We start from the raw sequence: 25,441 nt of genomic DNA, 5'->3' as shown, positions 1-25,441 counted from the left end.
TAGATCCGTTACAGGAGACGCGTGATGTCGATTATTCTCGGGATTGACCCAGGCTCACGCGTCACCGGGTATGGCGTTATCCGCCAGGTGGGACGCCAGTTAACCTACCTCGGCAGCGGCTGTATTCGCACCAAAGTGGACGATCTGCCTTCGCGCCTGAAGCTCATTTATGCGGGCGTGTCGGAGATCATCACCCAGTTCCAGCCGGACTATTTCGCCATCGAGCAGGTCTTTATGGCGAAAAACGCCGATTCGGCGCTAAAGCTCGGTCAGGCGCGCGGAGTGGCCATCGTGGCTGCGGTAAACCAGGATTTGCCGGTATTTGAATACGCGGCACGTCAGGTCAAGCAGACGGTGGTGGGCATCGGTAGCGCGGAGAAAAGTCAGGTGCAGCACATGGTGCGTACCCTGCTGAAGCTCCCTGCAAACCCGCAGGCTGACGCCGCGGATGCGCTGGCGATTGCGATTACCCACTGTCACGTCAGCCAGAACGCGATGCAAATGAGCGAGTCGCGGCTCAATCTGGCGCGAGGCAGGTTACGATAATGACAAATCAGGCTGGATGTTTATCCAGCCTTTTTTTATTATGTCGGCAGTTAATTTCTTCCAGAACGCAGGAGCGTCACGTGATAGGCAGACTCAGAGGCATCATCATTGAAAAACAACCCCCGTTAGTGCTGCTGGAAGTGGGTGGCGTGGGCTATGAAGTCCATATGCCGATGACCTGCTTCTACGAGTTGCCGGACGCGGGCAAAGAGGCGATCGTCTTTACTCAGTTTGTGGTGCGTGAAGATGCTCAACTGCTGTACGGCTTCAACAACAAACAAGAACGCACGCTGTTCCGCGAGCTGATTAAAACCAACGGCGTCGGGCCAAAGCTGGCGCTGGCGATCTTATCCGGCATGTCAGCACCACAGTTTGTGAATGCCGTTGAGCGTGAAGATCCTGCGGCGCTGATTAAGCTTCCTGGCATTGGTAAGAAAACGGCAGAGCGCCTGATTGTCGAGATGAAAGACCGCTTCAAAGGCCTGCATGGCGATCTCTTCACGCCGGCGACCGATCTGGTGTTGACCTCCCCAGGCGCGCCTGCGACGGATGATGACGCCGAGCAGGAAGCGGTTGCCGCGCTGGTGGCGCTGGGCTATAAACCTCAGGAGGCCAGCCGCATGGTAAGTAAAATTGCCAAACCGGATGCCAGCAGTGAAACCCTGATTCGTGAAGCGCTGCGCGCTGCATTGTGAGGTAAAGGATGATTGAAGCAGACCGCCTGGTTTCGGCAGGCACTGTTCAGGCAGAGGATGTGGTGGATCGCGCGATTCGCCCAAAACTGCTTGATGAGTACATTGGCCAGCCGCAGGTTCGTTCCCAGATGGAGATTTTTATCCAGGCGGCAAAACTGCGCGGCGATGCGCTCGATCACCTGCTGATTTTTGGCCCTCCGGGGTTGGGCAAAACCACGCTCGCGAATATCGTCGCTAATGAAATGGGCGTAAACCTGCGCACCACCTCCGGCCCGGTGCTGGAGAAGGCGGGCGATTTGGCGGCCATGCTGACCAACCTCGAACCGCATGACGTGCTGTTTATCGATGAGATCCACCGTCTGTCACCGGTGGTGGAAGAGGTGCTCTATCCGGCGATGGAAGATTATCAGCTGGATATCATGATTGGTGAAGGTCCGGCGGCACGCTCCATCAAAATCGATCTGCCGCCGTTTACCCTGATTGGCGCAACAACGCGAGCCGGGTCGTTGACCTCTCCACTGCGCGACCGTTTCGGGATCGTGCAGCGTCTGGAGTTTTACCAGGTGGCCGACCTCCAGCACATCGTTGGCCGCAGCGCCCGCTATATGGGGCTGGAGATGAGCGAAGAGGGGGCGTTTGAAGTGGCGAAACGGTCCCGTGGTACGCCGCGTATCGCCAACCGCCTGCTGCGCCGCGTGCGTGACTTTGCTGAGGTGAAGCACAACGGTTCGATCTCCGCTGAGATCGCCGCGCAGGCGCTGGATATGCTGAACGTCGATGCCGAAGGTTTTGACTACATGGACCGCAAGCTGCTGCTGGCGGTGCTGGACAAGTTCTTTGGTGGCCCGGTCGGGCTGGATAACCTGGCGGCGGCAATCGGGGAAGAGCGTGAAACCATTGAGGATGTGCTTGAACCGTATCTGATCCAGCAGGGCTTCCTGCAGCGCACACCGCGTGGACGTATGGCGACGGTGCGGGCGTGGAATCATTTCGGCATTACGCCACCGGCAATGCCGTAAGCAGCGATAATTTGTAGCCCCGGTAAGCGAAGCGCCACCGGGGACATGTCCACTACTGCGCGGTCTTCTTCATCATACTGAAGATAAACAGCACCGCCGCACTCAGCACCACGGACGGCCCGGCAGGCGTGTCATAGAACGCCGAGAAGGTGAGTCCACCCGTTACCGCAATCATTCCGACAATCACGGCCACACCGGCCATCTGCTCCGGCGTACGGGCAAAACGACGCGCCGTAGCCGCAGGGATGATCAGCAGTGACGTAATAATCAGCGCGCCGACAAACTTCATCGCCACGCCAATGGTTAACGCTGTTACCAGCATCAGCAGCAGCTTAACGCGCTGCAGCTTCACGCCGTCGACAAACGCCAGGTCCGGGCTGACGGTCATGGCCAGCAGGTTACGCCACTGCCAGAGCAAAATGCCGAGCACCACCACAACGCCAATCGCGATAGCGATGAGATCGTCTGGCGTGACGGCCAGCAGGTCACCGAACAGGTAAGCCATCAGATCCACGCGGATATTCGACATCAGGCTGACCACCACCAGGCCCAGCGACAGGGCACTGTGCGCCATGATGCCAAGCAGGGTATCGATGGCGAGGTGAGGGCGCTTTTCCAGCCAGACCAGACCGGCCGCCAGCAGCAGCGTGACCACAATCACCGCGTAGAACGGGTTGACGTTCAGCAGCAGGCCAAAAGCCACGCCCAGCAGGGACGCGTGCGCCAGGGTATCACCGAAGTAAGACATTCTGCGCCACACCACAAACGAGCCGAGCGGGCCTGCGGCGCAGGCAAGCATAATCCCGGCCAGCCAGCCGGGCAGTAACAGTTCAATCATGAATGTCCATTTCCCCGACGCAGAACGATTCGTCCCTGCAAATCATGGCGATGATTATGATGATGGCGATAGATGCCGAGCTGTTCAGCGCCGCGAGGGCCGAACATGGAGATAAATTCCGGGTGCATGGAGACCACTTCTGGCGTGCCGGAGCAGCAGATATGGTGGTTAAGACACAGCACTTCGTCAGTCTTTGCCATCACCAGATGCAGGTCGTGGGATACCATCAGCACCGCGCAGTTCAGTTCCCGGCGCAGCTGGTCAATGAGGTCGTATAGCGCGACCTGGCCGTTGACGTCTACACCCTGCGTCGGCTCATCCAGTACCAGCAGCTGCGGGCTGCTGAGCAACGCGCGGGCAAGTAAAACGCGCTGCGTTTCTCCGCCGGACAGTTTTTGCAGCGGCGCATCGACTAGATGGCCCGCCTGCACGCGCTTCAGCGCCGGGAGAATATCGGCTTTACGCGTGCCGGGACGCAGGCGCAGGAAACGGCTCACCGTCAGCGGCAGTGTGGCGTCGAGGTGCAGTTTTTGCGGCACATAGCCGATGCGCAATTTTTCCTCGCGCGTGATCACGCCTTCATCGGGTGCGACCAGACCCAGCACCACGCGCACCAGAGTGGATTTGCCTGCGCCATTGGGGCCGAGTAGCGTCAGAATTTTGCCGGGCTTCAGATCGAGCGACACGTCAGAGAGGACGCGGCGCTGACCAAATGAGACCGAAATATTTTCAAGGGAAACCAATGTCGTCATGTCATTTTAAGCTTGAAGAAGTCAACTAATGTTATAATATCACATTCCACGCATTCACTACGATGATTAGTCGCATTATGTTACATAAAAATACGCTTCTTTTCGCAGCATTATCCGCTGCCCTTTGGGGTACAACCGCACAAGATGTTAACGCTGCGGTTGTCGCTTCGCTTAAACCACTCGGGTTCATCGCGTCAGCCATTGCTGACGGGGTAACAGAAACCCAGGTTCTGCTCCCGGATGGTGCATCGGAGCATGATTATTCCCTGCGCCCTTCCGATGTAAAACGCTTACAAAACGCGGACTTAGTTGTCTGGATCGGTCCGGAAATGGAAGCGTTTATGCAGAAGTCAGCAAAACAGGTGGCGGGTGAAAAACAGGTCGCGATTGCCGACCTCCCCGGCGTGAAACCGTTACTCATGAAAGGGGCGGATGACGACGGCGACGAACATGACCATCATGCTGCCGACGGTGAAAAAGGTGATGGAGATCACCATCACGGCGAGTACAACATGCATCTTTGGTTATCCCCAGAGATAGCGCGGCTTTCAGCGGTTGCAATCCATGACAAATTAGTGGAACTTATGCCGCAAAGTCGAGCCAAACTAGACGCCAACCTGAAAGATTTTGAGGCACAATTAGCCGCAACCGATAAGCAGGTTGGTAATGAGCTCGCACCGTTGAAAGGAAAAGGGTATTTCGTTTTTCATGACGCCTACGGCTATTACGAAAAACACTACGGTTTGACCCCGTTGGGTCATTTTACCGTCAACCCTGAAATTCAACCTGGTGCGCAGCGTTTACATGAAATCAGAACACAGCTGGTTGAGCAAAAAGCGACATGCGTTTTTGCTGAGCCACAGTTCAGGCCAGCGGTCGTAGAAGCCGTGGCCAGGGGGACATCCGTGCGCATGGGGACCCTTGACCCGCTAGGAACGAATATCCAGTTGAGCAAAGCGAGCTATTCGCAGTTCCTCAGCCAACTGGCGAACCAGTATGCGAGCTGCCTGAAAGGAGATTAACGAGGAAGTGAATACGTGCAACAGATAGCCCGCTCTGTCGCCCTGGCATTTAACAATCTGCCCCGACCCCACCGCGTCATGCTGGGGTCGCTTACAGTACTCACCTTAGCGGTCGCCGTCTGGCGGCCCTATGTTTACCACCCGAGTTCTGCCCCTATCATCAAAACCATCGAGCTTGAAAAGAGCGAAATCCGCTCTTTGCTGCCTGAAGCCAGCGAGCCTATCGACCAGTCGGCTCAGGAAGATGAAGCTATTCCACAGGATGAACTGGACGATAAAACCGAGAACGAAGCGGGTATTCACGAATATGTTGTTTCTACCGGGGACACGCTGAGCAGCGTGCTGAACCAGTACGGCATCGACATGGGGAATATCAGCCAGCTGGCGGCGGCAGATAAAGATCTTCGCAACCTGAAAATTGGGCAACAGCTCTCCTGGACGCTAACGGCCGATGGCGATCTGCAGCGTCTGACCTGGGAAATGTCCCGCCGCGAAACCCGCACCTACGATCGCACGGCGACGGGCTTTAAAATGACCAGCGAAATGCAGAAGGGCGACTGGGTTAACAGCGTTCTGAAAGGCACCGTGGGGGCAAGCTTTGTTTCCAGCGCGCGTGATGCAGGGTTGACCAGCGCTGAAATCAGTTCGGTGATCAAAGCCATGCAGTGGCAGATGGATTTCCGCAAACTGAAGAAGGGCGATGAGTTCTCCGTTCTGATGTCCCGCGAAATGCTGGATGGTAAGCGCGAGCAAAGCCAGCTGCTGGGCGTGCGTCTGCGCTCCGAGGGCAAAGATTACTACGCGATCCGTGCCGAAGACGGTAAGTTCTACGACCGCAGCGGTACGGGCCTTGCAAAAGGCTTCCTGCGCTTCCCGACGGCTAAACAGTTCCGCGTCTCCTCGAACTTTAACCCGCGTCGTCTGAACCCGGTAACCGGGCGTGTCGCACCACACCGTGGCGTTGACTTTGCCATGCCGCAGGGGACACCGGTTCTGGCGGTAGGGGATGGTGAAGTGGTGGTGGCCAAACGTAGCGGTGCAGCCGGGTATTACGTCGCGGTACGTCATGGCCGTACGTATACGACCCGCTACATGCACCTGCGTAAGCTGCTGGTTAAACCGGGCCAGAAGGTGAAACGTGGCGATCGTATTGCGATCTCTGGTAATACCGGACGCTCTACCGGCCCGCATCTGCACTATGAAGTGTGGATTAACCAACAGGCTGTGAACCCGCTGACGGCGAAACTGCCGCGCACCGAAGGCCTGACAGGTAAAGATCGTACTGATTATCTGGCGCAGGTGAAAGAGGTATTGCCGCAGCTGAGCTTAGACTAAGCCCTCTGTTTTTGTTAAAAAAGCCGGCGCACACTGACGCCGGCTTTTTCTTTTGTGCGCGGACGACTGCCTCGCTACACTATCTGAATAATTTTTTGCGTCATCAGACCCTGGATCCAGCATGGAAACCCAAAAAAACAATATTGAATACATTCCTGAGTTTGAAAAATCCTTTCGTCATCCGCGCAACTGGGGCGCCTGGCTTGGCGTTTATGCCTTTGCGGGGATAGCGATGCTGCCGGCTTCCGTCCGCGATCCTGTCCTGGGTAAAATTGGCCGTCTGGCCGGACGTTTTGGCAAGAGTGCCCGCCGTCGCGCGCAGATCAACCTCTATTACTGTTTTCCGGAAAAGAGTGATGCCGAGCGCGAGGCAATCATTGATGAGATGTATACCACCGCACCGCAGGCCATGGCGATGATGGCGGAGCTGGCGCTGAAAGGGCCGGATAAAATTGTCGATCGCGTTGACTGGAAAGGGCTGGAAATCATCGAGGAGATGCGTCGCAATGACGAGAAAGTCATTTTTCTTGTCCCACACGGCTGGGGCGTTGATATTCCGGCGATGCTGATGGCCTCTCAGGGCCAGAAGATGGCGGCAATGTTCCACAATCAGGGCAATAAGATTTTCGATTTTGTCTGGAATACGGTGCGTCGTCGTTTTGGTGGACGCCTGCATGCCCGTAACGATGGCATTAAGCCCTTCATTCAGTCGGTACGCCAGGGGTACTGGGGCTACTATCTGCCGGATCAGGACCATGGCCCCGAGCACAGCGAGTTTGTCGATTTCTTTGCGACTTATAAAGCGACGCTCCCCGCGATTGGTCGCCTGATGAAAGTTTGTCGTGCCCGGGTGATCCCGCTGTTCCCGGTCTATGACGGCAAAACGCATCGCCTGAGTATTGAGGTTCGTCCGCCGATGGACGATCTGCTCACCGCCGATGACCACACCATTGCGCGTCGGATGAACGAAGAGGTGGAGATTCTGGTGGGACCGCATGCGGAACAGTACACGTGGATTTTGAAGCTGCTTAAAACGCGCAAACCGGGTGAAACAGAGCCGTATAAACGCAAAGAGCTGTATCCAACGAAATAAAAAAAGCCCTCTCCATCTGGAGAGGGCTTTTTAACAGAGACATTATTATTCGACGGTCATAACGCGGGTGGTGTTGGTTGAGCCGATGGTGCTCATCACATCGCCCTGGGTCACAATGACGATATCACCGGACACCAGATAGCCTTTGTCGCGCAGCAGGTTTACGGCATCGTGCGCGGCGGCCACGCCGTCATTGGTGCTGTCGAAGTGAACCGGCGTCACGCCGCGGTACAGCGCCGTCAGGTTCAGCGTACGTTCGTGACGGGACATGGCGAAGATCGGCAGACCCGAGCTGATACGCGAGGTCATCAGCGCGGTGCGGCCAGATTCGGTCATGGTAATGATCGCGGTAACGCCCTTAAGATGGTTTGCCGCATACATTGCCGACATCGCAATCGCTTCTTCCACGTTGTCGAACTGCACGTCCAGACGGTGTTTAGAGACGTTGATGCTAGGGATCTTTTCAGCGCCCAGGCAGACGCGCGCCATGGCGGCCACGGTTTCTGCCGGATACTGGCCCGCTGCGGTTTCTGCGGAGAGCATCACCGCATCGGTTCCGTCCAGCACGGCGTTTGCCACGTCCATGACTTCGGCACGGGTTGGCATCGGGTTAGTGATCATCGATTCCATCATCTGAGTCGCGGTGATCACCGCGCGGTTCAGCTGACGTGCGCGACGAATCAGGGCTTTCTGAATACCGACCAGCTCAGGGTCGCCGATTTCCACACCCAGGTCGCCGCGTGCAACCATCACCACGTCAGACGCGAGGATCACGTCGTCCATGGCGTCCTGATCGCAAACGGCTTCCGCACGCTCAACTTTGGCGACGATTTTGGCATCGCAGCCTGCATCGCGTGCCAGGCGACGCGCATAGTTCAGATCTTCGCCGCAGCGCGGGAAGGAGACAGCCAGGTAATCAACGCCGATCAGCGCAGCCGTCACGATGTCCGCTTTGTCTTTATCGGTGAGAGCTTCTGCAGAGAGGCCGCCGCCCAGTTTGTTGATGCCTTTATTGTTGGAGAGCGGGCCGCCGACGGTAACTTCGGTGAACACTTTCATGCCCTGAACTTCCAGCACTTTCAGCTGTACGCGGCCGTCATCAAGCAGCAGGATATCGCCAGGTACGACGTCAGCCGGGAGGCCTTTATAGTCGATACCGACTTTTTCTTTATCGCCTTCGCCTTTGCCCAGGTTGGCATCCAGCAGAAATTTGTCGCCGATATTGAGGAAAACTTTCCCCTCTTTAAAGGTGGAGACACGAATTTTAGGACCCTGCAAATCGCCGAGGATAGCAACGTGGCGGCCCAGTTTAGCTGCGATTTCACGCACTTTATCGGCACGTAATTTATGGTCTTCTGGCGTACCGTGAGAGAAGTTCATACGCACCACGTTGGCACCGGCGGCGATAATTTTTTCGAGATTATTATCGCGATCGGTGGCCGGGCCTAAGGTGGTTACGATCTTGGTTCTGCGAAGCCTTCTGGACATGTAATACTCCGTTGACTGAAACAACTTTGGTGTTGCGTGAACATTGAATCGGCCTTCATCTGCTGCAAGGCAGCGGCGAGGGGACCGAATGCCGTAAATCGTTACATCGTCATTATTCGTGACGTATTCGTTATCAACTATCAGGGAACATCGCTCTTTATAAGCAATTCTTTATCAAAACGCGATTCCTTCAGCGCTTCCTTGACCCGCTTCAAGTTATCCCGGAATTTTGCCCCCCGACGTAAGGTAAAACCGGTCGCGAGCACGTCAATCACGGTGAGCTGGGCCAGGCGGGAGACCATCGGCATATAAATGTCGGTGTCTTCCGGCACGTCGAGGGTGATCGCCAGCGTTGCCTCACGCGCCAGCGGCGTGCCTGCCGTGGTCAGCGCAATCACCATGGCATCGTTTTCACGGGCCAGCTGCGCCAGCTCAACCTGACTCTTGGTGCGGCCGGTATGCGAAATCAGTACCACGACGTCATCTTCACTGCAATTCATACAGCTCATGCGTTGCAGGACAATGTCATCGGAATAAATCACCGGGACGTTAAAGCGGAAAAATTTGTTCATGGCGTCATGCGCGACGGCTGCCGACGACCCGAGCCCAAAGAACGCAATTCGCTTGGCCTGGGTGAGTAAATCCACCGCGCGATTCACGGAGCTCATGTCCAGTGACTGACGGACGTGGTCGAGCGAAGCCATGGCCGACTCAAAAATTTTCGCGGTATAGGCATCAACGCTGTCGTCTTCATCCACATTACGATTAACATAAGGGGTGCCGTTAGCCAGACTTTGCGCCAGATGCAGTTTAAAATCAGGAAAGCCGCGCGTTTCCAGGCTGCGGCAAAAGCGATTGACCGTGGGTTCGCTAACACCCGCTTCCTGTGCCAGAGCGGCGATGCTTGAATGAATCGCCTGAGCGGGAGAGGCGAGAATGACCTCGGCCACTTTTCGCTCGGATTTGCTAAGGTGTTCCAGTTGAAACTGGATTTTTTCCAGCATGTTCATGTTAACAGGATGCTCATGGGTGTAAACGATTTCATAAATTGATGAAATCGTGATTCGATTTAGCCGATATTACCCTTGTGGCTTCCATTAAGGGTAACAATCGACAAGATAATGTTGTTGTTTTTTTTCATTACTTGATCGGTGTCGGGTTTTGCTATGACCCTGTTGCGCAAAGAAACGACGGTTGTTGCGTCATTAAGCCGTCGAAATCATCCAAAGGGTGAAAAATCGCGGTATCGCACGCGACGATAAGCGCTAATGGTTTCGGGAATGACGTAAAAGCAGTACAGTGCATTGTAATAAAATTACAACGATACCTGGCAGAAGTACCAGGTGATCTAACTGAGGAGAATGACATGGCGGTAACGCAAACAGCCCAGGCATGTGACCTGGTCATTTTCGGCGCGAAAGGCGATCTTGCACGCCGAAAATTGCTGCCTTCCCTGTATCAACTGGAGAAAGCGGGCCAAATTCATCCGGATACCCGTATCCTGGGTGTAGGGCGCGCCGACTGGGACAAGGACGCTTATACCAAAGTCGTCCGCGAGGCGCTCGAAACTTTCATGAAGGAAAAAATTGATGAAAGTTTGTGGGATACCCTGAGTGGACGTCTCGATTTCTGCAACCTGGACGTTAATGACGTCAGCGCGTTTACCCGCTTAGGCGCGATGCTGGATCAGAAAAACCGTGTCACGATTAACTATTTCGCCATGCCGCCAAGCACCTTCGGCGCCATCTGCAAAGGCCTGGGCGAAGCCAAACTGAATGCCAAACCGGCGCGCGTCGTGATGGAGAAGCCGCTGGGTACGTCGCTGGCAACCTCGCGTGAAATCAACGACCAGGTGGGCGAGTTCTTTGAAGAGTGCCAGGTCTACCGTATCGACCACTATCTCGGTAAAGAGACGGTACTGAACCTGCTGGCCCTGCGTTTCGCTAACTCGCTGTTTGTGAATAACTGGGACAACCGCACTATCGACCACGTGGAAATCACCGTGGCAGAAGAGGTGGGTATTGAAGGCCGCTGGGGTTACTTTGACCAGGCCGGCCAGATGCGCGACATGATCCAGAACCACCTGCTGCAGATTCTGTGCATGATTGCCATGTCTCCACCGTCTGACCTGACGGCGGACAGCATCCGTGACGCAAAAGTGAAAGTGCTGAAATCGCTGCGCCGCATCGACCGCTCCAACGTGCGTGAGAAGACCGTTCGCGGCCAGTACACCGCCGGGTTTGCGCAGGGCAAAAAAGTGCCGGGCTACCTGGAAGAAGAGGGCGCGAACAAGTCCAGCAACACCGAGACGTTCGTGGCGATCCGCGTGGATATCGACGACTGGCGCTGGGCGGGTGTTCCGTTCTACCTGCGCACCGGTAAGCGTCTGCCTGCGAAATGTTCCGAAGTGGTTGTCTACTTTAAGAACCCGGAACTGAACCTGTTCAAAGAGTCCTGGCAGGAGCTGCCGCAGAACAAGCTGACCATTCGTCTGCAGCCGGACGAGGGCGTGGATATCCAGATCCTGAACAAAGTGCCGGGCCTGGATCATAAACACAACCTGCAGACCACCAAGCTGGATCTGAGCTACTCCGAAACCTTCAACCAGACGCACCTGGCCGATGCGTACGAGCGTCTGCTGCTGGAAACCATGCGCGGTATTCAGGCGTTGTTCGTGCGTCGCGATGAAGTGGAAGAGGCGTGGAAATGGGTCGACTCCATCACCGAAGCCTGGGCTGCCGATCAGGATGCGCCAAAACCGTATCAGGCGGGTACCTGGGGGCCTGTCGCATCGGTGGCGATGATCACCCGCGATGGCCGCTCCTGGAATGAGTTTGAGTAAGATAATCCGCTAGCCCGAAAGTGTTATTTTACCGGTAACATGATCTAACACAGCTCGTGGCACAATTTTCAACTTTTAAGCTCCGCGTGGATTCACCCGCGGAGCTTTTTTTATTACACTGCCGGAAGTGATTTTGCCCCTGAGCTCCGGACAGCAAGCGTTTCAGCGTTGTTAACAACTGCCAGCGACTTTGTAAACTCCCGAGCCCGGACAGATAAATGAGAGGAGCTTTTATGAATCCGACATTGTTACGCGTAACACAGCGCATTATTGAGCGCTCGAAAGAGACCCGTTCGGCCTACCTCGCCCGGATTGAGCAGGCAAAGAGCAACACCGTCCACCGATCTCAACTGGCCTGCGGTAACCTGGCGCACGGCTTCGCCGCCTGCCAGCCTGACGATAAAGCGTCGCTGAAAAGCATGTTGCGTAACAATATCGCCATCATTACCGCCTATAACGATATGCTCTCCGCGCACCAGCCCTATGAGGTTTATCCGGATATCATCCGTAAAGCGCTGCACAGCGTGAATGCGGTCGGCCAGGTGGCGGGTGGGGTACCCGCCATGTGCGACGGCGTAACACAGGGTCAGGACGGTATGGAGCTCTCCCTGCTGAGCCGCGAAGTGATTGCCATGTCCGCGGCGGTGGGTCTGTCACACAACATGTTTGATGGCGCGCTCTATCTCGGCGTGTGCGACAAGATTGTTCCGGGCCTGGTGATGGCCGCGCTGTCGTTTGGTCATCTGCCTGCGATCTTCGTGCCCTCGGGCCCAATGGCAAGCGGCCTGCCGAACAAAGAAAAAGTGCGCATTCGCCAGCTGTACGCGGAAGGGAAAGCAGACCGTCAGGCGCTGCTGGAGGCGGAAGCCGCGTCCTACCATGCGCCGGGCACCTGTACGTTCTACGGTACCGCGAACACGAACCAGATGGTGGTGGAGTTTATGGGGATGCAGCTTCCGGGCTCATCCTTTATCCAGCCGGACGCGCCGCTGCGCAAAGCGCTGACCGAGGCTGCGGCCCGTCAGGTCACGCGTCTTACCGGCAACGGCAACGAATGGATGCCGATGGGCAAAATGGTCGACGAAAAGGTCATCGTCAACGGGATTGTCGCGCTGCTGGCAACCGGTGGGTCAACCAACCACACCATGCACCTGGTGGCCATGGCGCGTGCTGCGGGCATTCTGATTAACTGGGATGACTTCTCCGAGATCTCTTCCGTGGTGCCGTTGATGGCACGCCTGTACCCGAATGGCCCGGCGGACATCAACCACTTCCAGGCCGCGGGCGGCGTACCGCTGCTGATGCGCGAGTTGCTGAAAGGCGGTCTGCTGCATGAAGATGTCAACACCGTGGCGGGCTTTGGCCTGCAGCGCTACACCCAGGAGCCATGGCTGAACAACGGCGAGCTGGACTGGCGTGAAGGGGCGAGCGCGTCTCTTGATGCGCAGGTTATCGCCACCATCGACAAACCGTTCTCTCCTCACGGTGGCACCAAAGTGCTCAGCGGTAACCTCGGTCGCGCGGTGATGAAGACCTCTGCCGTACCGGAAGAGAACCAGATTATCGAAGCGCCGGCGGTGGTATTTGAAAGCCAGCACGACGTATTACCTGCCTTTGACGCCGGTCTGCTCGATAAAGACTGCGTGGTAGTGGTGCGTCATCAGGGGCCAAAAGCCAACGGGATGCCAGAATTACATAAACTTATGCCACCACTTGGTGTATTATTGGACCGCCGTTTCAAAATTGCACTGGTGACCGATGGACGCCTCTCTGGCGCCTCAGGTAAAGTGCCTTCAGCCATCCACGTGACGCCGGAAGCGTACGACGGTGGCCTGCTGGCGAAAGTGCGTGACGGTGACATGATCCGCGTTAACGGTCAGACAGGCGAGTTAACCCTGCTGGTGGATGATGCCGAACTGGCGGCACGTCAGCCCCATATTCCTGACCTGAGCGCGTCGCGCGTGGGAACAGGACGCGAAATGTTTGGCGCGCTGCGTGAGAAACTCTCCGGTGCTGAGCAGGGCGCAACCTGTATTACGTTTTAAGACGACTTGATTTTAACGATCTGGCGAGAGAAAACTCTGATGAAAAACTGGAAAACAAGTGCAGAAGCAATCCTGACCACGGGCCCTGTCGTGCCGGTTATCGTGGTAAACAAGCTGGAGCACGCTGTACCGATGGCGAAAGCGCTGGTTGCGGGCGGCGTTCGCGTTCTGGAAGTGACCCTGCGTACCGCCTGCGCGATGGACGCCATTCGCGCCATTGCTAAAGAAGTGCCGGACGCCATCATCGGTGCGGGTACCGTGACGAACGCAAAACAGCTGGCTGAAGTGACCGAAGCGGGCGCACAGTTTGCCATCAGCCCGGGCCTGACCGAGTCGCTGCTGAAGGCCGCGACCGAAGGCACTATTCCGCTGATCCCGGGTATCAGCACCGTCTCTGAACTGATGCTGGGCATGGACTACGGTCTGAAAGAGTTTAAATTCTTCCCGGCGGAAGCGAACGGCGGCACCAAAGCGCTGCAGGCCATTGCCGGTCCTTTCTCCCAGGTACGCTTCTGCCCGACGGGCGGTATTTCTCCTGCCAACTACCGTGACTACCTGGCGCTGAAAAGCGTGCTGTGCATCGGTGGCTCATGGCTGGTTCCGGCGGATGCGCTGGAAGCGGGCGACTGGGATCGCATCACAAAACTGGCTCGCGAAGCGGTGGAAGGTGCGAAGCAGTAAGTCATTCGCCGCATGAAAAACGGGCCTTACGGCCCGTTTTTTTTATCCTGCAACCTTGACGCTCGCAGCGGCCGCTTTCGCTCTCGCCACGGCGTCGTCAACGTTATCCCCGGTGGCTAATGCCACGCCGAGACGGCGGGTTCCGTCGATCTCCGGCTTACCGAACAAACGTACCTGCAACCCGGCACCCACCGCCGCGTCGACGTTATCAAACGTAACGTTCTGGCTGGTTAACTGCGGCAGGATCACCGCCGAGGCGGCCGGGCCATACTGACGGATACCGCCGACGGGCAGGCCGAGGAAGGCGCGCACGTGCAGAGCGAACTCGGAAAGATCCTGCGAAATGAGCGTGACCATGCCGGTGTCATGCGGGCGCGGGGAGACCTCGCTGAAAATCACCTCATCACCGCACACAAACAGCTCCACGCCAAACAGGCCATAGCCGCCCAGCGCCAGGACGGTTTTACGGGCGATCGCCTGCGCACGCTCCAGCGCCAGAGCACTCATCTGCTGCGGCTGCCAGGATTCGCGGTAATCGCCATCCTCCTGGCGGTGGCCAATCGGGTCGCAGAAATGGACGCCGTCAACGGCGCTGACGGTCAGCAGGGTGATCTCGAAATCAAACTTCACCACGCCTTCGACGATGACGCGACCGGCACCGGCGCGGCCACCCTGCTGGGCGTAATCCCACGCCTTATCGAGCGTGCTGCTGTCGCGAATGAAGCTCTGTCCTTTACCGGAGGAGCTCATCACCGGCTTAACGATGCACGGGTAACCAATCTCCTCTACGGCCTGCAGGAATGCGGCCTTATCGCCAGCAAAACGATAGCTCGAGGTGGGCAATTCCAGCTCTTCCGCCGCCAGGCGACGAATGCCCTCGCGGTTCATGGTCAGCTTTGCGGCTTTCGCGCAGGGCACCACGCGCTGGCCTTCCTGCTCAAGCGCAATCAGCGTATCGGTGGCGATGGCTTCAATTTCCGGTACCACGAAATCGGGTTTCTCGCGCGTAATCAGCTCGCGAAGGGCATCGCCATCCAGCATGTTAATCACATAAGAACGATGGGCGACGTGCATGGCGGGCGCATCGGCGTAACGGTCTACGGCAATGACTTCCACACCTAAACGCTGGCACTCAATGGCGACCTCTTTTCCCAGCTCGCCCGATCCCAACAGCATCACTCGCGTCGCCGCAGGTCGCAGCGCGGTTCCTAAACGAATCATAACAATCCCCCTGAAAAAGTTGCGGGCAGTATAAACGAAAACGTTTGCGTCTGTCTTGTGCACTGCTAAGCGCGGGAGGAAGAAATTTGCGCTTCTTTAGCCCGGCCAGACATTTCCTGACGCCTGCTCGCTTACGCTGTGGAACATATTCACCGTTAAGTGAGGGAAACCATGTCTGGCTGGCTAAATCAATTGCAATCACTGTTAGGGCAGAAAACATCGTCTTCCGGCGAGCGGGACCTCAGTAAACTGCTGGTACCCGGGGCGCTCGGCGGCTTGGCTGGCCTGCTGGTCGCGAATAAATCCTCGCGCAAGCTGCTGGCAAAGTACGGGACAGGCGCGTTGCTGGCCGGTGGGGGCGCCATTGCGGGCACCGTCCTGTGGAATAAATACAAGGACAGGGTCCGGACCGCGCACAGCGACGAACCGCATTATGGCGAGCATACCTCGCCGCTGGATCTGCGTACTGAACGGCTGATCCTGGCGCTGGTTTTTGCCGCGAAAAGTGACGGGCATATTGACGATAAGGAACGACTGGCGATCGAACAGCAACTGCGTGAAGCTGGCGTTGAAGAGAAGGGCAGAGCGCTGGTGGCGCAGGCCATCGAACAGCCTCTGGAGCCGCAGCGTCTGGCGCAAAGCGTGAAAAATGAGGAAGAGGCGCTTGAACTCTATTTCCTCAGCTGTGCCGCCATCGATATCGATCACTTTATGGAACGCAGCTACCTGAATGCGCTTGGAGACGCGCTGAAGATCCCCCAGGACGTGCGTGAGGGCATTGAGCGGGATATCCGGGAACAAAAACAGGCGTTACAGGGATAGTGCTCGCCGTTGCGATCCGGTTTCGCTTGCATCATGCGTGGGTTTTGCCAACCTTATAGGGTGTAAAACTAAAAAGAATGATGACATGCCACCGAAAGCCCGACGTATACCTTATGCGATCACCACGCATGGCGATACGCGTATAGACAACTATTACTGGCTACGGGACGATTCGCGCTCCCGGCCAGAGGTGCTCGACTATCTGCACGAGGAAAATGACTACGGCCGCAAGGTCATGTCCAGCCAGCAGACGCTTCAGGACCAGCTGCTGAATGAGATGGTGCAGCGCATTCCTCAGCGCGATATCTCGGCGCCCTGGACCAAAAACGGCTATCGCTACCGCCATATTTACGAGCCCGGCAACGAGTATCCCATCTACCAGCGTCAGTCGGTGCTGAGCGCCGAATGGGATGCGTGGGATATTCTGCTGGATGCCAACCAGCGCGCCGCCCACAGCGAGTTTTATACTCTGGGCGGCATGTCCATTTCACCGGATAACGCGGTAATGGCGCTGGCGGAGGATTATCTCTCGCGTCGCCAGTACGGCCTGCGTTTTCGCAATCTGGACACCGGCAACTGGTATCCTGAAATGCTGGAAAACGTCTCCCCGGATTTTGTCTGGGCGAATGATTCCGAGACGGTTTACTACGTCAAAAAGCATGCCTCTACGCTGCTGCCCTATCAGGTATGGCGGCATACCGTGGGAACGGACTCTGCAGACGACGAGCTGGTCTATGAAGAGAAAGACGAAACGTTCTATGTCAGCCTGCATAAAACCTCCTCGCGCCATTATGTGATTATCTTCCTGGCCAGCGCCACGACGTCGGAAGTCCTGCTGCTGGATGCCGAGCTGCCCGACGCCCAGCCGCTCTGTTTCCTGCCGCGCCGGAAGGATCATGAGTACAGCCTGGATCACTTTCAGCACAGCTTTTATCTGCGTTCGAATCGCGAGGGTAAAAACTTTGGTCTCTATAAAACCAAAGTGCGTGATGAGCGCAAATGGGAGGTGCTTATCCCCGCGCGGGATCAGGTGATGCTGGAAGGGTTCACCCTGTTCACCGACTGGCTGGTGGTGGAGGAGCGTCAGCGCGGGCTGACCAGTATCCGGCAAATCAACCGTAAAACGCGGGAAGTGGTGGGGATCGCGTTCGACGACCCGGCCTATGTGACGTGGATTGGTTTCAACCCGGAACCTGAATCCTCGCGGCTGCGCTACGGCTACTCATCGATGACCACACCGGACACCCTGTTTGAGCTGGACATGGATACCGGGCAGCGCCAGGTGATTAAACAGACCGAGGTCAAAGGGTTTGAGTCTGAAAACTACCGCAGCGAGCACCTGTGGGTCACCGCCCGGGATGGCGTCGAGGTCCCCGTCTCGCTCGTCTATCACAAAGCCCATTTCCAGAAAGGCAAAAACCCGATCCTGGTGTACGGGTACGGCTCCTACGGCTCAAGCATGGATGCCGATTTCAGCAGCAGCCGATTAAGCCTGCTCGACCGCGGCTTTGTTTTCGCCATCGCCCATATTCGCGGCGGCGGTGAGCTGGGGCAGCACTGGTACGAGGACGGGAAATTCCTGAAAAAGAAAAACACCTTCAATGACTACCTCGACGTCTGCGATGCGCTGATTGAGCAGGGCTATGGCGATCCGCAGCTCTGCTTTGGCATGGGCGGCAGCGCGGGAGGCATGCTGATGGGGGCGGTGATCAACCAGCGCCCCGAGCGCTTTAAGGGGATTGTCGCGCAGGTGCCGTTTGTCGATGTGGTGACGACCATGCTCGATGAATCCATCCCGCTTACAACAGGGGAGTTCGAAGAGTGGGGCAATCCGCAGGATGAGATTTACTACCGCTATATGAAAACGTACAGCCCGTACGATAACGTGGAAGCGAAAGCCTATCCCCACATGCTTGTCACCACCGGTCTGCATGATTCTCAGGTGCAGTACTGGGAGCCGGCAAAATGGGTGGCGAAACTGCGGGAGCTGAAAACCGACGACAACCTGCTGCTGCTGTGTACCGATATGGACTCCGGTCACGGCGGGAAATCGGGTCGATTTAAATCCTACGAAGGGGTTGCTCTGGAATATGCCTTCCTGATTGGCCTGGCGCAGGAGACGCTGCCAGGCCGTGCGGAGCGTTAAGCTTCGCCCAGATAATGTTTCAGCGTCAGGCGCAGTTCCGGGCTCATTTTGTCGAGGTTGTTATACAGCCAGCGCAAATAGCCCGGGTCTTTATCCGCAATATCCGACACCGCTCTGCCCCGGTATTTACCAAAAGTAAACGTGGTCAGCAGTGCGGGGCGTCCGGTAATCGTTGCCATATCGTCCGGCGTCCAGCCCGAGGTGTTCATAATATCGATGAGTAGCGCGGCGGTGATATAGCAGTCATACAGGGCCCGGTGATGGTGAAGCCCTTCAGGCGTGCGGACGCTGAGCTTGCGGGACTTGTACAGCGCCATATTGCTGTATTTAATGCCCGGCCAGAGGCGACGCGCCAGCTTCATGGTACAAATCCATTCCCCCGGCATCTCAGGAAGCACCCGGCGGTCAAAACTGGCGTTATGCGCGACGTACCAGGGGCTACCGTAATAGTGGGGAATGATCTCTTCGATCCACGGCTTGTCCGCCACCATCGATTCGGTAATGCGATGGATAGCCATCGCCTGAGGGCTGATGGGGCGGTCGGGACGCACCAGATGGCTCATTGGGTTGACGATTTTACCATCAACCACGTCGACAGAGGCCACTTCCACAATTCCGCCCTGAAGATCGCAAGTTTCGGTATCGATGACGCGCAGCATTGAACACTCCTGAGCTTAAAACGCCTAGCCTAAAGGAATGATATCGCCTTGCCAACCCTCTCCGCCGAGCGTGCCGGTCAACAGCAGCTCGCCCCGATCGGCGCGGACGATCAACTGACCTTTTTCATCCCACAGCGCGCTACCGCCGCAGGCGTTCGCCATCAGCACCGCAATGGCATATTTATGCGCGAAGCGCTGCAGGGTACTGATGGACTGCCGCCAGCGGTGATCCTCCACGGACTGGCTGCTGGTAAACAGCGACGCTCTGGGATCGAGATTGGGGGAATCGGCATGCGCATCAATAATGCTGAGCTGTTTCTCCCCTGGCACCAGGCTGGCACCGCTACCTTGCGGGTAACGCAGGATGCGGTGACGGGCGGGCGTGAAGAGCGCGAGGCCTTTCTGGCGCTGACCGTTCCGTTCCAGGGGGAGCCCGGCAATCACGGTAATCCGGTAAAAATGCGCCGCGTCCAGCAGCGGTTCCAGCTGCGCGTCATCGGGTGGGGGAGGTAGCGTCGTCGTACCCGAGCCTGTTAATGAGAGTTCAGGGAATACCAGCAGATCGCACCGCTGCCGTGCTGCTTCGGCGATGAAGCGCAGGTGGTGCGTGATATGGTCATCGACACTCTGATGCTGCCCACCATACTGGGCTGCCGCTATATTCCAATGTGACATCGTGACTTCCTTATACACTGAGTCGCAGAAATTTAAGAATACACCTAAATTTATCAGGGTTTTCTTATCCTGCCAGATTCAGCGTAAGGAAGTGTAACGGCTCGTTAAGCTTATTTAACTTTAGGTTCGTACGGTAAACGGGAGAGGTTAACCGAGGCGAGACGGTGGGCGATGAGTCTTTCGCGAAACCAGTCGCGCAGATGGGCGGGCTGTTCCCGTTCAACGACTTCAGCCACGACAGGCATGTTGTAACGCTCTTTGAACGCGACGCCAGCGGCAGCGAGATCGACATTCACTTTATCCATCTCGTCCTGTGGAAGGGCGGCCAGATTGATCTTCATTACCTTCTCCTTTTTCTGCGGCGGCAACGTTACCGCGATTGCACGACGATGACAAGCGGAGGCAGGATGTTCCTCGACTCGTTTATTATACAGCGTTATTCTTTAGCATACAGACATAACAAAAAGGAATGATTGCGATGGGTTTCTCCGCTTCCCGCGCGGTATGCGCACTGGTTTTTCTGACCTCTACAATGATGACCTCCTCCGCGCTGGCGCATGCGCATCTTAAGCAGCCGATCCCGGCAGCGGACAGCGTGGTGAGCGCTCCACAGGCACTTACGCTGCATTTTTCAGAAGGCATCGAACCGGGATTTAGCGGTGTGGTGGTGACGGACGCACAAAAGCAGGTCATCAAAACGGGTACCGCTACGCGAGACGAAAAGAACAAGGCGCAACTCACCGTTCCGCTGGAACAAACGCTGACGTCAGGGACGTACCAGGTAGACTGGCATGTCGTCTCTGTAGACGGTCATAAAACCAAAGGCAGCTATCACTTTAGCGTGAAATAGCATGCTGGCGCTGTGTTATATCGGGTTGCGCTTTATCCATTTCGGGGCGCTGATGCTGGTTTTTGGCAACGCGCTTTACAGCGTCTGGTTTGCGCCTTCCTCTCTCCAGCGGCTGATGTCCCGGCGTTTTCAGCTGCAGCAGAAAGTGGCGGCCTTAGTGAGCCTGACGGCTGCACTCCTGATGTTTATGCTTCAGGGCGGACTGATGGGTAACGGCTGGGGAGATGTGTTTGCCCCGCAGGTCTGGTTCGGCGTGATGAGGACACAGTTTGGCGGCGTCTGGCTGTGGCAAATAATTCTTGCTGTGATGACGGTCGCTGCAGCATGGCTCGCGCCGCTGAAAGGTTCGCGGCTGCTGCTGCTCGCCATGGGCCAGCTTATTCTGTTGGCGGGGGTAGGGCACGCGGCGATGAACGACGGTCCGATGGGGGCGTTGCAGCGCCTTAATCACGCGTTTCACCTGATCTGTGCTGCTACCTGGCTTGGCGGATTACTGCCCCTGCTGTTCTGTATGCGTCTGGCGAAAGGGCGCTGGCAGAATGCCGCCATCTATACCATGATGCGCTTCTCGCGCGTGGGCCATTATGCGGTCGCGGGCGTGCTGCTCAGCGGAGCGATCAATGCGCTCATGATACTGGGCGTCCATATTCCATGGCAGGCTGACTACGTGCAGTTTTTGTTGTTCAAATGTGCGCTGGTGGCGTTGATGGTGGTAATTGCGCTGGCAAATCGGTATTTTCTGGTGCCACGGTTTCGTCCGGAGACCGGGCGAGCACAACAGATTTTTATCAGGATGACACAGGCAGAAGTGGTGCTGGGGGCGCTGGTACTGGCAACGGTCAGTCTGTTCGCCACCTGGGAACCCTTCTGACAAGGTTAAATATCATATGAAAAAGACAGTACTTTCTCTCATATTGCTGGCCTGCACGGGGAGCGCGTTAGCCGCACCGCAGGTTATCACCGTCAGCCGTTTTGAAGTGGGCAAGGATAAATGGGCGTTCAACCGCGAAGAGGTGATGCTGACCTGCCGTCCGGGCCATGCGCTGTATGCCATCAACCCGAGCACGCTGGTGCAATACCCGTTAAATGAAACCGCCGAGCAGCAGGTGGCCAGCGGAAAGAGCAGCGGCCAGCCGATTAGCATTATTCAGATCGATGACCCGGCGAATCCGGGCCAGAAAATGAGTCTGGCCCCGTTTATCGAGCGCGCCGACAAGCTCTGCTAACGTTCAGGTTTCCAATAAAAAACCGCAGATGCTTGCGAAAGCACTGCGGTTTTTCACATTTTATGATGCTCTGGCGCTTTTTTTCCGACCGCTTTAGCTGTGGACTGGAAAACCTGGCGTCGTCATCTATTCTTAAAAGGCAAGGCGACTTAGCCTGCATTAATGCCAACTTTTAGCGCACGGCTCTCTCCCAAGAGCCATTTCCCTGGACCGAATACAGGAATCGTATTCGGTCTCTTTTTATCTATTTGTTTCTCAAGCGTTTTTCGGTCTTTACCCGAAATGCCCAGAAAATTACTCGAATATTCCATATCCTGTCTAAACCATAACATAATCTGCACCGCGTACGTCCAGGTATTTTTTGGTCATTGTTAAATTTTTGTGGCCGAGCAAGCATTGAGCAAACTCCTCTCCGCGCTCCTTTTCATAGGGTCTGTTCGCGAGGCTTCTGCTCTCATGGAAAGGTGGCGAGTAAGGTCCGAATTTCAACCCGGGTGAATCCCTTATCTCTCGAACGCCCGGGGAAGACCGTCAGGAGTTAGCGGTCCAGGTTTTCTTTCTCCGCAGAGCGGGGTTCGAACATTTGGATAAAATAAGTTGGGTAAATCCAAAATCTGCCGATATGTTAAGAGATATTTTTAGGGAATGGCGTCCATGAAGACACAGAATTTACTCCTGTTTATACTCTTAACCGTGGCCCAGGGCAGTCATGCTCAAGAACAATACAATTTTGAAGCTGTAAAACCTGCAGTGATTGAATTCTTTAAGCGCGGGGCAGGAAATTCTGATAGTTGCAATGTGTTCAAAGAGCAGCTAGCAAGAAATTTTGAAGATAAGCAAACAAGGAAAATGATGATTGGTCTCTGTGACAGCGACTTAGATACAACCAAGCCAGTTTCTTTTACGGAAATGTCATTACATCATTCTGAAGGGCATCCCTATGTTTGCGGTATTCTCTCTGGTGAGACTCAACTAGGCCGAAAAATAGGTGCTCGTTTTATTGCTGCCGAACCATATCATTTGGTTCTGGGCTTCAAGTATTCACGACGACCGATAGCTTACGCAACTGATGATAAATTTCTGGTCGATGAAGTTCGATCTCAGATCAAAGCATTTAATGAACTTTATGCAAAAGCATGTAACTGAATTAAAGCTCTCTGCTTGTTCTTCAGTTTGATAATATTTTGGAACTCAGCGCACACCGACATTCAGACCGAATGGATGTATTGGTAAGCATTAAAACCCGTATTTGACGGGTTTTTAATGCTTAACTCTTTGAATGGTAGAAGGTTAATTGTGGCGTAAAAGAAATCGTTTCGAACACTACCTTTACGATACAGAGCATCCCTTAAGAACTTTTTTGTAATTCACAACACGACATAGCTAAATTCAGCCCGTTTGCCTGCCTTGTTAATTTTTCTATAGCAATTCAACAAAGTGGGTGCGGGGTCTAAAAGTGCGACTTAACCGACGCCTCGATTTCATCAAGCAGCTCAAAGCGACGGCGGTATTCAGCGCGTTTTTTACTGGCGATCTCTTCAAGGGATTTGCGTGCCATTTGCAGCGGCAGCTGCCAGCAGAAAGCGGAGAGTTTTTTACCGTCCAGAGATGCCCAGAATTCATCGTAGCTGGCGTGGAAATGGCGGCCTTTGCTGAGGCGATAGCGCAACGCGCGGAATACGTGGCCCTCATCGCTGACGGCAAAAATCGCCCGGACAGAGGACTGTGCAGCCAGCTGGAAAAGCACTTCCATCAACACGCGCTTTGGGAACAAGCCGTGGCAGGCGCGGGTGGCCTGTTTAATCACGTCACGCGTTACGCTGCGGCGGGGACCCTGAAGCCCGCCAATGACCATGACTTGCTGACCATTGCTGCGCGCGACGCTAAAGGTCAGGCTGGCCAGCAGCGTATCCTCGTTGTCGCGAAGCCACAGCGTGCTTTCACCTTCACGCTCGGCTTTCCCCGCAGAGGACGCATTGACCGTATAGATAACACCGTCTTTTGCATGGAACTGCGCAACGGGTTGCTCCTGCGGGCTGGTCAGGGCCAGGGCGAGGCAGCTCTCTTTCAGGCTATCAATCCAGTAATAATGACTAACGATCGCGTCGGCGCGATCGTTAGCCGTCAGGCCGCGCATCAGGTACTGCCGGTGGGTTTTGCTTGGCAATGTAATTTGAGAGGCCAGCAGTTTGTCGAAATCGTCGCGACCAGAAAGCGCCTCCAGCATTCGATGGGTAGAAGACCAGAACACCAGCGAACGTAACAGGAACTTCAGGCGATATTCGCGTTTGCGCCAGATCGGTCCCGGGACGCGTTTGCCGTTCACCAGCTCGGAAATAATATTTGTGCGATGCGGATAGAAAACATCGTTATGCAGGTGCGTATTAGACACGTGAAGACCCCTCTTTTTTTCTCCCTTTATTCTAAAGAGCCAGGAAAAAGGGATTAATAGCGCGAGGATCTTTATTTCTGTTTGGTTTACCGTTTGTTTCACTTCGTGAGGACCACGCCCGCCTGTTGCATTTTCTGCGGCGGCTATACTGTTAACAGGAGGGGTTATGTATCAGCGAATTGAAGGTGGGATGTGGCGCCACGTCTGGGTTGTCAGCGATATACATGGCTGTTATCAGTGGCTTATGGAGGAGCTTAAACGCCGTCATTTTAACCCGTATGAGGATTTGCTTATTTCCGTTGGGGATATGATCGATCGTGGGCCTGATAGCGTGAAATGCCTGCAGCTAATTCATGAAAAATGGTTTCGTGCCGTCCGGGGCAACCATGAGCAAATGGCGCTCGACGGTCTGGATAATAACGATTTTTCTCTCTGGATGATGAATGGCGGAATGTGGTTTGCGCAACTTGAACGCGACCAGCAACAGCTTGCGCTGTCGTTGCTCGAGGCCTGTCGCGATTTACCGCATATCATTGAGATAACCTGTGCGAACGGTCTGAACGTGATTGCCCATGCGGATTATCCGGCAGCGGAATACTGCTGGCAAAAACCGGTCAGTGCCCATCGCGTTTTATGGGACCGCGATCGGTTGATGGGGTTTATGGTGGGCAAAGGGCAGGGCATCAGCGGTGCGGATCATTTCTGGTTCGGACATACGCCTGTCGACAGAAGGTATGATTTTGACAATCTTCACTACATTGATACGGGCGCCGTATTTGACGGTTACTTTACGCTGGCGCAGCTGCAGTAATAAATAACCCGCCTTCGGGCGGGTTCTCTTTAGGTCAAGCAAGACGCATGACCCAGGCATCGGTTTTACTATCGTAATGCTCACGGTAAAGGACTGAGTGTTCGCCATCAAGTATTGCCGGGACGCTGGTGTCTGCATCCCATGCATCGAGCTGCATGCACAAATCCGGGTCGGATTTGCAGGGAATACTTAACGTTCGATCGCCTTGTGCTTCGCCGCGCAGCTCTGCGTCGTCGATTTCAAAAGCGCCAATACGCACGCTGGTTTTCGTCATAGTGCTCTC

26 protein-coding genes are annotated in these 25,441 nt (G+C 55.5%); 16 read left to right on the top strand and 10 right to left on the bottom strand.

The features are described 5' to 3' along the window. The first annotated feature begins 24 nt into the window (after positions 1-24). From ruvC to ruvB, 3 genes are all read left to right on the top strand, one after another. Positions 25-546 carry a crossover junction endodeoxyribonuclease RuvC gene (ruvC, locus tag V1572_RS16635; protein WP_003859749.1) on the top strand — a complete coding sequence of 174 codons (522 nt, stop codon included), beginning with the start codon at positions 25-27 and terminating at the stop codon, positions 544-546. A gap of 80 nt (positions 547-626) precedes the next feature. Beyond that, positions 627-1,241 carry a Holliday junction branch migration protein RuvA gene (gene ruvA / locus V1572_RS16630; protein WP_048223742.1) on the top strand — a complete coding sequence of 205 codons (615 nt, stop codon included), beginning with the start codon at positions 627-629 and terminating at the stop codon, positions 1,239-1,241. A gap of 8 nt (positions 1,242-1,249) precedes the next feature. Further along, complete coding sequence (gene ruvB / locus V1572_RS16625) at positions 1,250-2,260, top strand: Holliday junction branch migration DNA helicase RuvB (RefSeq protein ID WP_008500449.1); 1,011 nt, start codon at positions 1,250-1,252, stop codon at positions 2,258-2,260. 52 nt (positions 2,261-2,312) lie between these two features. Here ruvB and znuB read toward each other — a convergent pair whose 3' ends face one another. After that, the gene (gene znuB, locus V1572_RS16620; protein ID WP_048029424.1) at positions 2,313-3,098 is read right to left on the bottom strand and encodes a zinc ABC transporter permease subunit ZnuB; all 786 of its coding nucleotides are present in this window, start codon (positions 3,096-3,098) and stop codon (positions 2,313-2,315) included. Beyond that, positions 3,095-3,850, bottom strand: a complete 756-nt coding sequence (gene znuC / locus V1572_RS16615; RefSeq protein WP_048029425.1) for a zinc ABC transporter ATP-binding protein ZnuC — start codon at positions 3,848-3,850, stop codon at positions 3,095-3,097. Before znuC ends, znuB begins: the two co-directional genes overlap by 4 nt. A gap of 77 nt (positions 3,851-3,927) precedes the next feature. Here znuC and znuA point away from each other — a divergent pair, with 77 nt between their 5' ends. From znuA to lpxM, 3 genes are all read left to right on the top strand, one after another. Continuing rightward, positions 3,928-4,872, top strand: a complete 945-nt coding sequence (gene znuA, locus V1572_RS16610; protein ID WP_045908280.1) for a zinc ABC transporter substrate-binding protein ZnuA — start codon at positions 3,928-3,930, stop codon at positions 4,870-4,872. 15 nt (positions 4,873-4,887) lie between these two features. Then, the gene (gene mepM / locus V1572_RS16605; protein WP_048029426.1) at positions 4,888-6,207 is read left to right on the top strand and encodes a murein DD-endopeptidase MepM; all 1,320 of its coding nucleotides are present in this window, start codon (positions 4,888-4,890) and stop codon (positions 6,205-6,207) included. Between the two features lie 121 nt (positions 6,208-6,328). Then, positions 6,329-7,300 carry a lauroyl-Kdo(2)-lipid IV(A) myristoyltransferase gene (gene lpxM, locus V1572_RS16600; protein ID WP_045908211.1) on the top strand — a complete coding sequence of 324 codons (972 nt, stop codon included), beginning with the start codon at positions 6,329-6,331 and terminating at the stop codon, positions 7,298-7,300. A gap of 45 nt (positions 7,301-7,345) precedes the next feature. Here the strand turns inward: lpxM and pyk are convergent, their stop codons facing one another. Both pyk and V1572_RS16590 read right to left on the bottom strand, forming a co-directional pair. Then, entirely contained in the window at positions 7,346-8,788 is a 1,443-nt protein-coding gene (pyk, locus tag V1572_RS16595; RefSeq protein WP_008500455.1) for a pyruvate kinase, read from the bottom strand. Between the two features lie 140 nt (positions 8,789-8,928). After that, positions 8,929-9,798 (bottom strand): MurR/RpiR family transcriptional regulator, encoded by an 870-nt coding sequence (locus V1572_RS16590; RefSeq protein WP_023312229.1) that lies wholly within the window; start codon positions 9,796-9,798, stop codon positions 8,929-8,931. Positions 9,799-10,154: 356 nt separating this feature from the next. Between V1572_RS16590 and zwf the strand changes: the two genes are divergently transcribed. From zwf to kdgA, 3 genes are all read left to right on the top strand, one after another. Continuing rightward, entirely contained in the window at positions 10,155-11,630 is a 1,476-nt protein-coding gene (gene zwf, locus V1572_RS16585; protein ID WP_023312228.1) for a glucose-6-phosphate dehydrogenase, read from the top strand. 233 nt (positions 11,631-11,863) lie between these two features. After that, positions 11,864-13,675 (top strand): phosphogluconate dehydratase, encoded by a 1,812-nt coding sequence (gene edd, locus V1572_RS16580; RefSeq protein WP_045908212.1) that lies wholly within the window; start codon positions 11,864-11,866, stop codon positions 13,673-13,675. A 39-nt stretch (positions 13,676-13,714) separates the two neighbouring features. Beyond that, complete coding sequence (gene kdgA, locus V1572_RS16575; RefSeq protein WP_008500459.1) at positions 13,715-14,356, top strand: bifunctional 4-hydroxy-2-oxoglutarate aldolase/2-dehydro-3-deoxy-phosphogluconate aldolase; 642 nt, start codon at positions 13,715-13,717, stop codon at positions 14,354-14,356. A gap of 42 nt (positions 14,357-14,398) precedes the next feature. On the opposite strand, the gene purT is transcribed toward kdgA, so the two are convergent. Next, positions 14,399-15,577, bottom strand: coding sequence for a formate-dependent phosphoribosylglycinamide formyltransferase (gene purT, locus V1572_RS16570; RefSeq protein ID WP_395299390.1), 1,179 nt, complete (start codon positions 15,575-15,577; stop codon positions 14,399-14,401). 171 nt (positions 15,578-15,748) lie between these two features. On the opposite strand from purT, the gene V1572_RS16565 reads away from it, so the two are divergent. Together V1572_RS16565 and ptrB are read left to right on the top strand one after the other, a co-directional pair. Continuing rightward, positions 15,749-16,399 carry a tellurite resistance TerB family protein gene (locus tag V1572_RS16565; RefSeq protein ID WP_008500461.1) on the top strand — a complete coding sequence of 217 codons (651 nt, stop codon included), beginning with the start codon at positions 15,749-15,751 and terminating at the stop codon, positions 16,397-16,399. A gap of 85 nt (positions 16,400-16,484) precedes the next feature. Continuing rightward, positions 16,485-18,545: an oligopeptidase B gene (ptrB, locus tag V1572_RS16560; RefSeq protein WP_045908214.1), complete on the top strand. Its 2,061-nt coding sequence runs from the start codon at positions 16,485-16,487 to the stop codon at positions 18,543-18,545. Here ptrB and exoX read toward each other — a convergent pair. The 3 genes from exoX to V1572_RS16545 all read right to left on the bottom strand — a co-directional run bounded on the left by exoX (position 18,542) and on the right by V1572_RS16545 (position 20,220). Continuing rightward, entirely contained in the window at positions 18,542-19,204 is a 663-nt protein-coding gene (gene exoX, locus V1572_RS16555; RefSeq protein WP_008500463.1) for an exodeoxyribonuclease X, read from the bottom strand. The genes ptrB and exoX overlap by 4 nt on opposite strands. Before the next feature lie 24 nt (positions 19,205-19,228). Next, positions 19,229-19,879, bottom strand: a complete 651-nt coding sequence (locus V1572_RS16550; RefSeq protein WP_048223735.1) for a carbon-nitrogen hydrolase family protein — start codon at positions 19,877-19,879, stop codon at positions 19,229-19,231. 110 nt (positions 19,880-19,989) lie between these two features. Continuing rightward, positions 19,990-20,220 carry a DNA polymerase III subunit theta gene (locus V1572_RS16545; RefSeq protein WP_008500465.1) on the bottom strand — a complete coding sequence of 77 codons (231 nt, stop codon included), beginning with the start codon at positions 20,218-20,220 and terminating at the stop codon, positions 19,990-19,992. 137 nt (positions 20,221-20,357) lie between these two features. Between V1572_RS16545 and yobA the strand changes: the two genes are divergently transcribed. From yobA to V1572_RS16525, 4 genes are all read left to right on the top strand, one after another. Further along, complete coding sequence (gene yobA / locus V1572_RS16540; protein WP_048029432.1) at positions 20,358-20,729, top strand: CopC domain-containing protein YobA; 372 nt, start codon at positions 20,358-20,360, stop codon at positions 20,727-20,729. A 1-nt stretch (position 20,730) separates the two neighbouring features. Beyond that, positions 20,731-21,600: a copper homeostasis membrane protein CopD gene (copD, locus tag V1572_RS16535; RefSeq protein WP_126533677.1), complete on the top strand. Its 870-nt coding sequence runs from the start codon at positions 20,731-20,733 to the stop codon at positions 21,598-21,600. 16 nt (positions 21,601-21,616) lie between these two features. Continuing rightward, the gene (locus V1572_RS16530) at positions 21,617-21,955 is read left to right on the top strand and encodes a YebY family protein (RefSeq protein WP_048029434.1); all 339 of its coding nucleotides are present in this window, start codon (positions 21,617-21,619) and stop codon (positions 21,953-21,955) included. 654 nt (positions 21,956-22,609) lie between these two features. Further along, positions 22,610-23,101 (top strand): hypothetical protein, encoded by a 492-nt coding sequence (locus tag V1572_RS16525; RefSeq protein WP_395299389.1) that lies wholly within the window; start codon positions 22,610-22,612, stop codon positions 23,099-23,101. Between the two features lie 304 nt (positions 23,102-23,405). Here the strand turns inward: V1572_RS16525 and V1572_RS16520 are convergent, their stop codons facing one another. Continuing rightward, the gene (locus V1572_RS16520) at positions 23,406-24,347 is read right to left on the bottom strand and encodes a VirK/YbjX family protein (protein ID WP_395299388.1); all 942 of its coding nucleotides are present in this window, start codon (positions 24,345-24,347) and stop codon (positions 23,406-23,408) included. Between the two features lie 166 nt (positions 24,348-24,513). On the opposite strand from V1572_RS16520, the gene pphA reads away from it, so the two are divergent. Continuing rightward, positions 24,514-25,158, top strand: a complete 645-nt coding sequence (gene pphA, locus V1572_RS16515) for a protein-serine/threonine phosphatase (protein WP_048223724.1) — start codon at positions 24,514-24,516, stop codon at positions 25,156-25,158. A 34-nt stretch (positions 25,159-25,192) separates the two neighbouring features. Here pphA and V1572_RS16510 read toward each other — a convergent pair whose 3' ends face one another. Then, a complete protein-coding gene (locus tag V1572_RS16510) occupies positions 25,193-25,432 on the bottom strand; it encodes a YebV family protein (RefSeq protein WP_008500472.1) in 240 nt (79 codons plus the stop codon). Positions 25,433-25,441: the final 9 nt, after the last annotated feature.

It is taken from the genome of Enterobacter quasiroggenkampii, from assembly GCF_043972695.1.
GTDB classification, from domain to species: Bacteria; Pseudomonadota; Gammaproteobacteria; order Enterobacterales; family Enterobacteriaceae; genus Enterobacter; species Enterobacter quasiroggenkampii.
The sequence above is the reverse complement of the archived record's forward strand: the minus strand, read 5'-3'. Positions and strand labels throughout refer to the sequence as shown.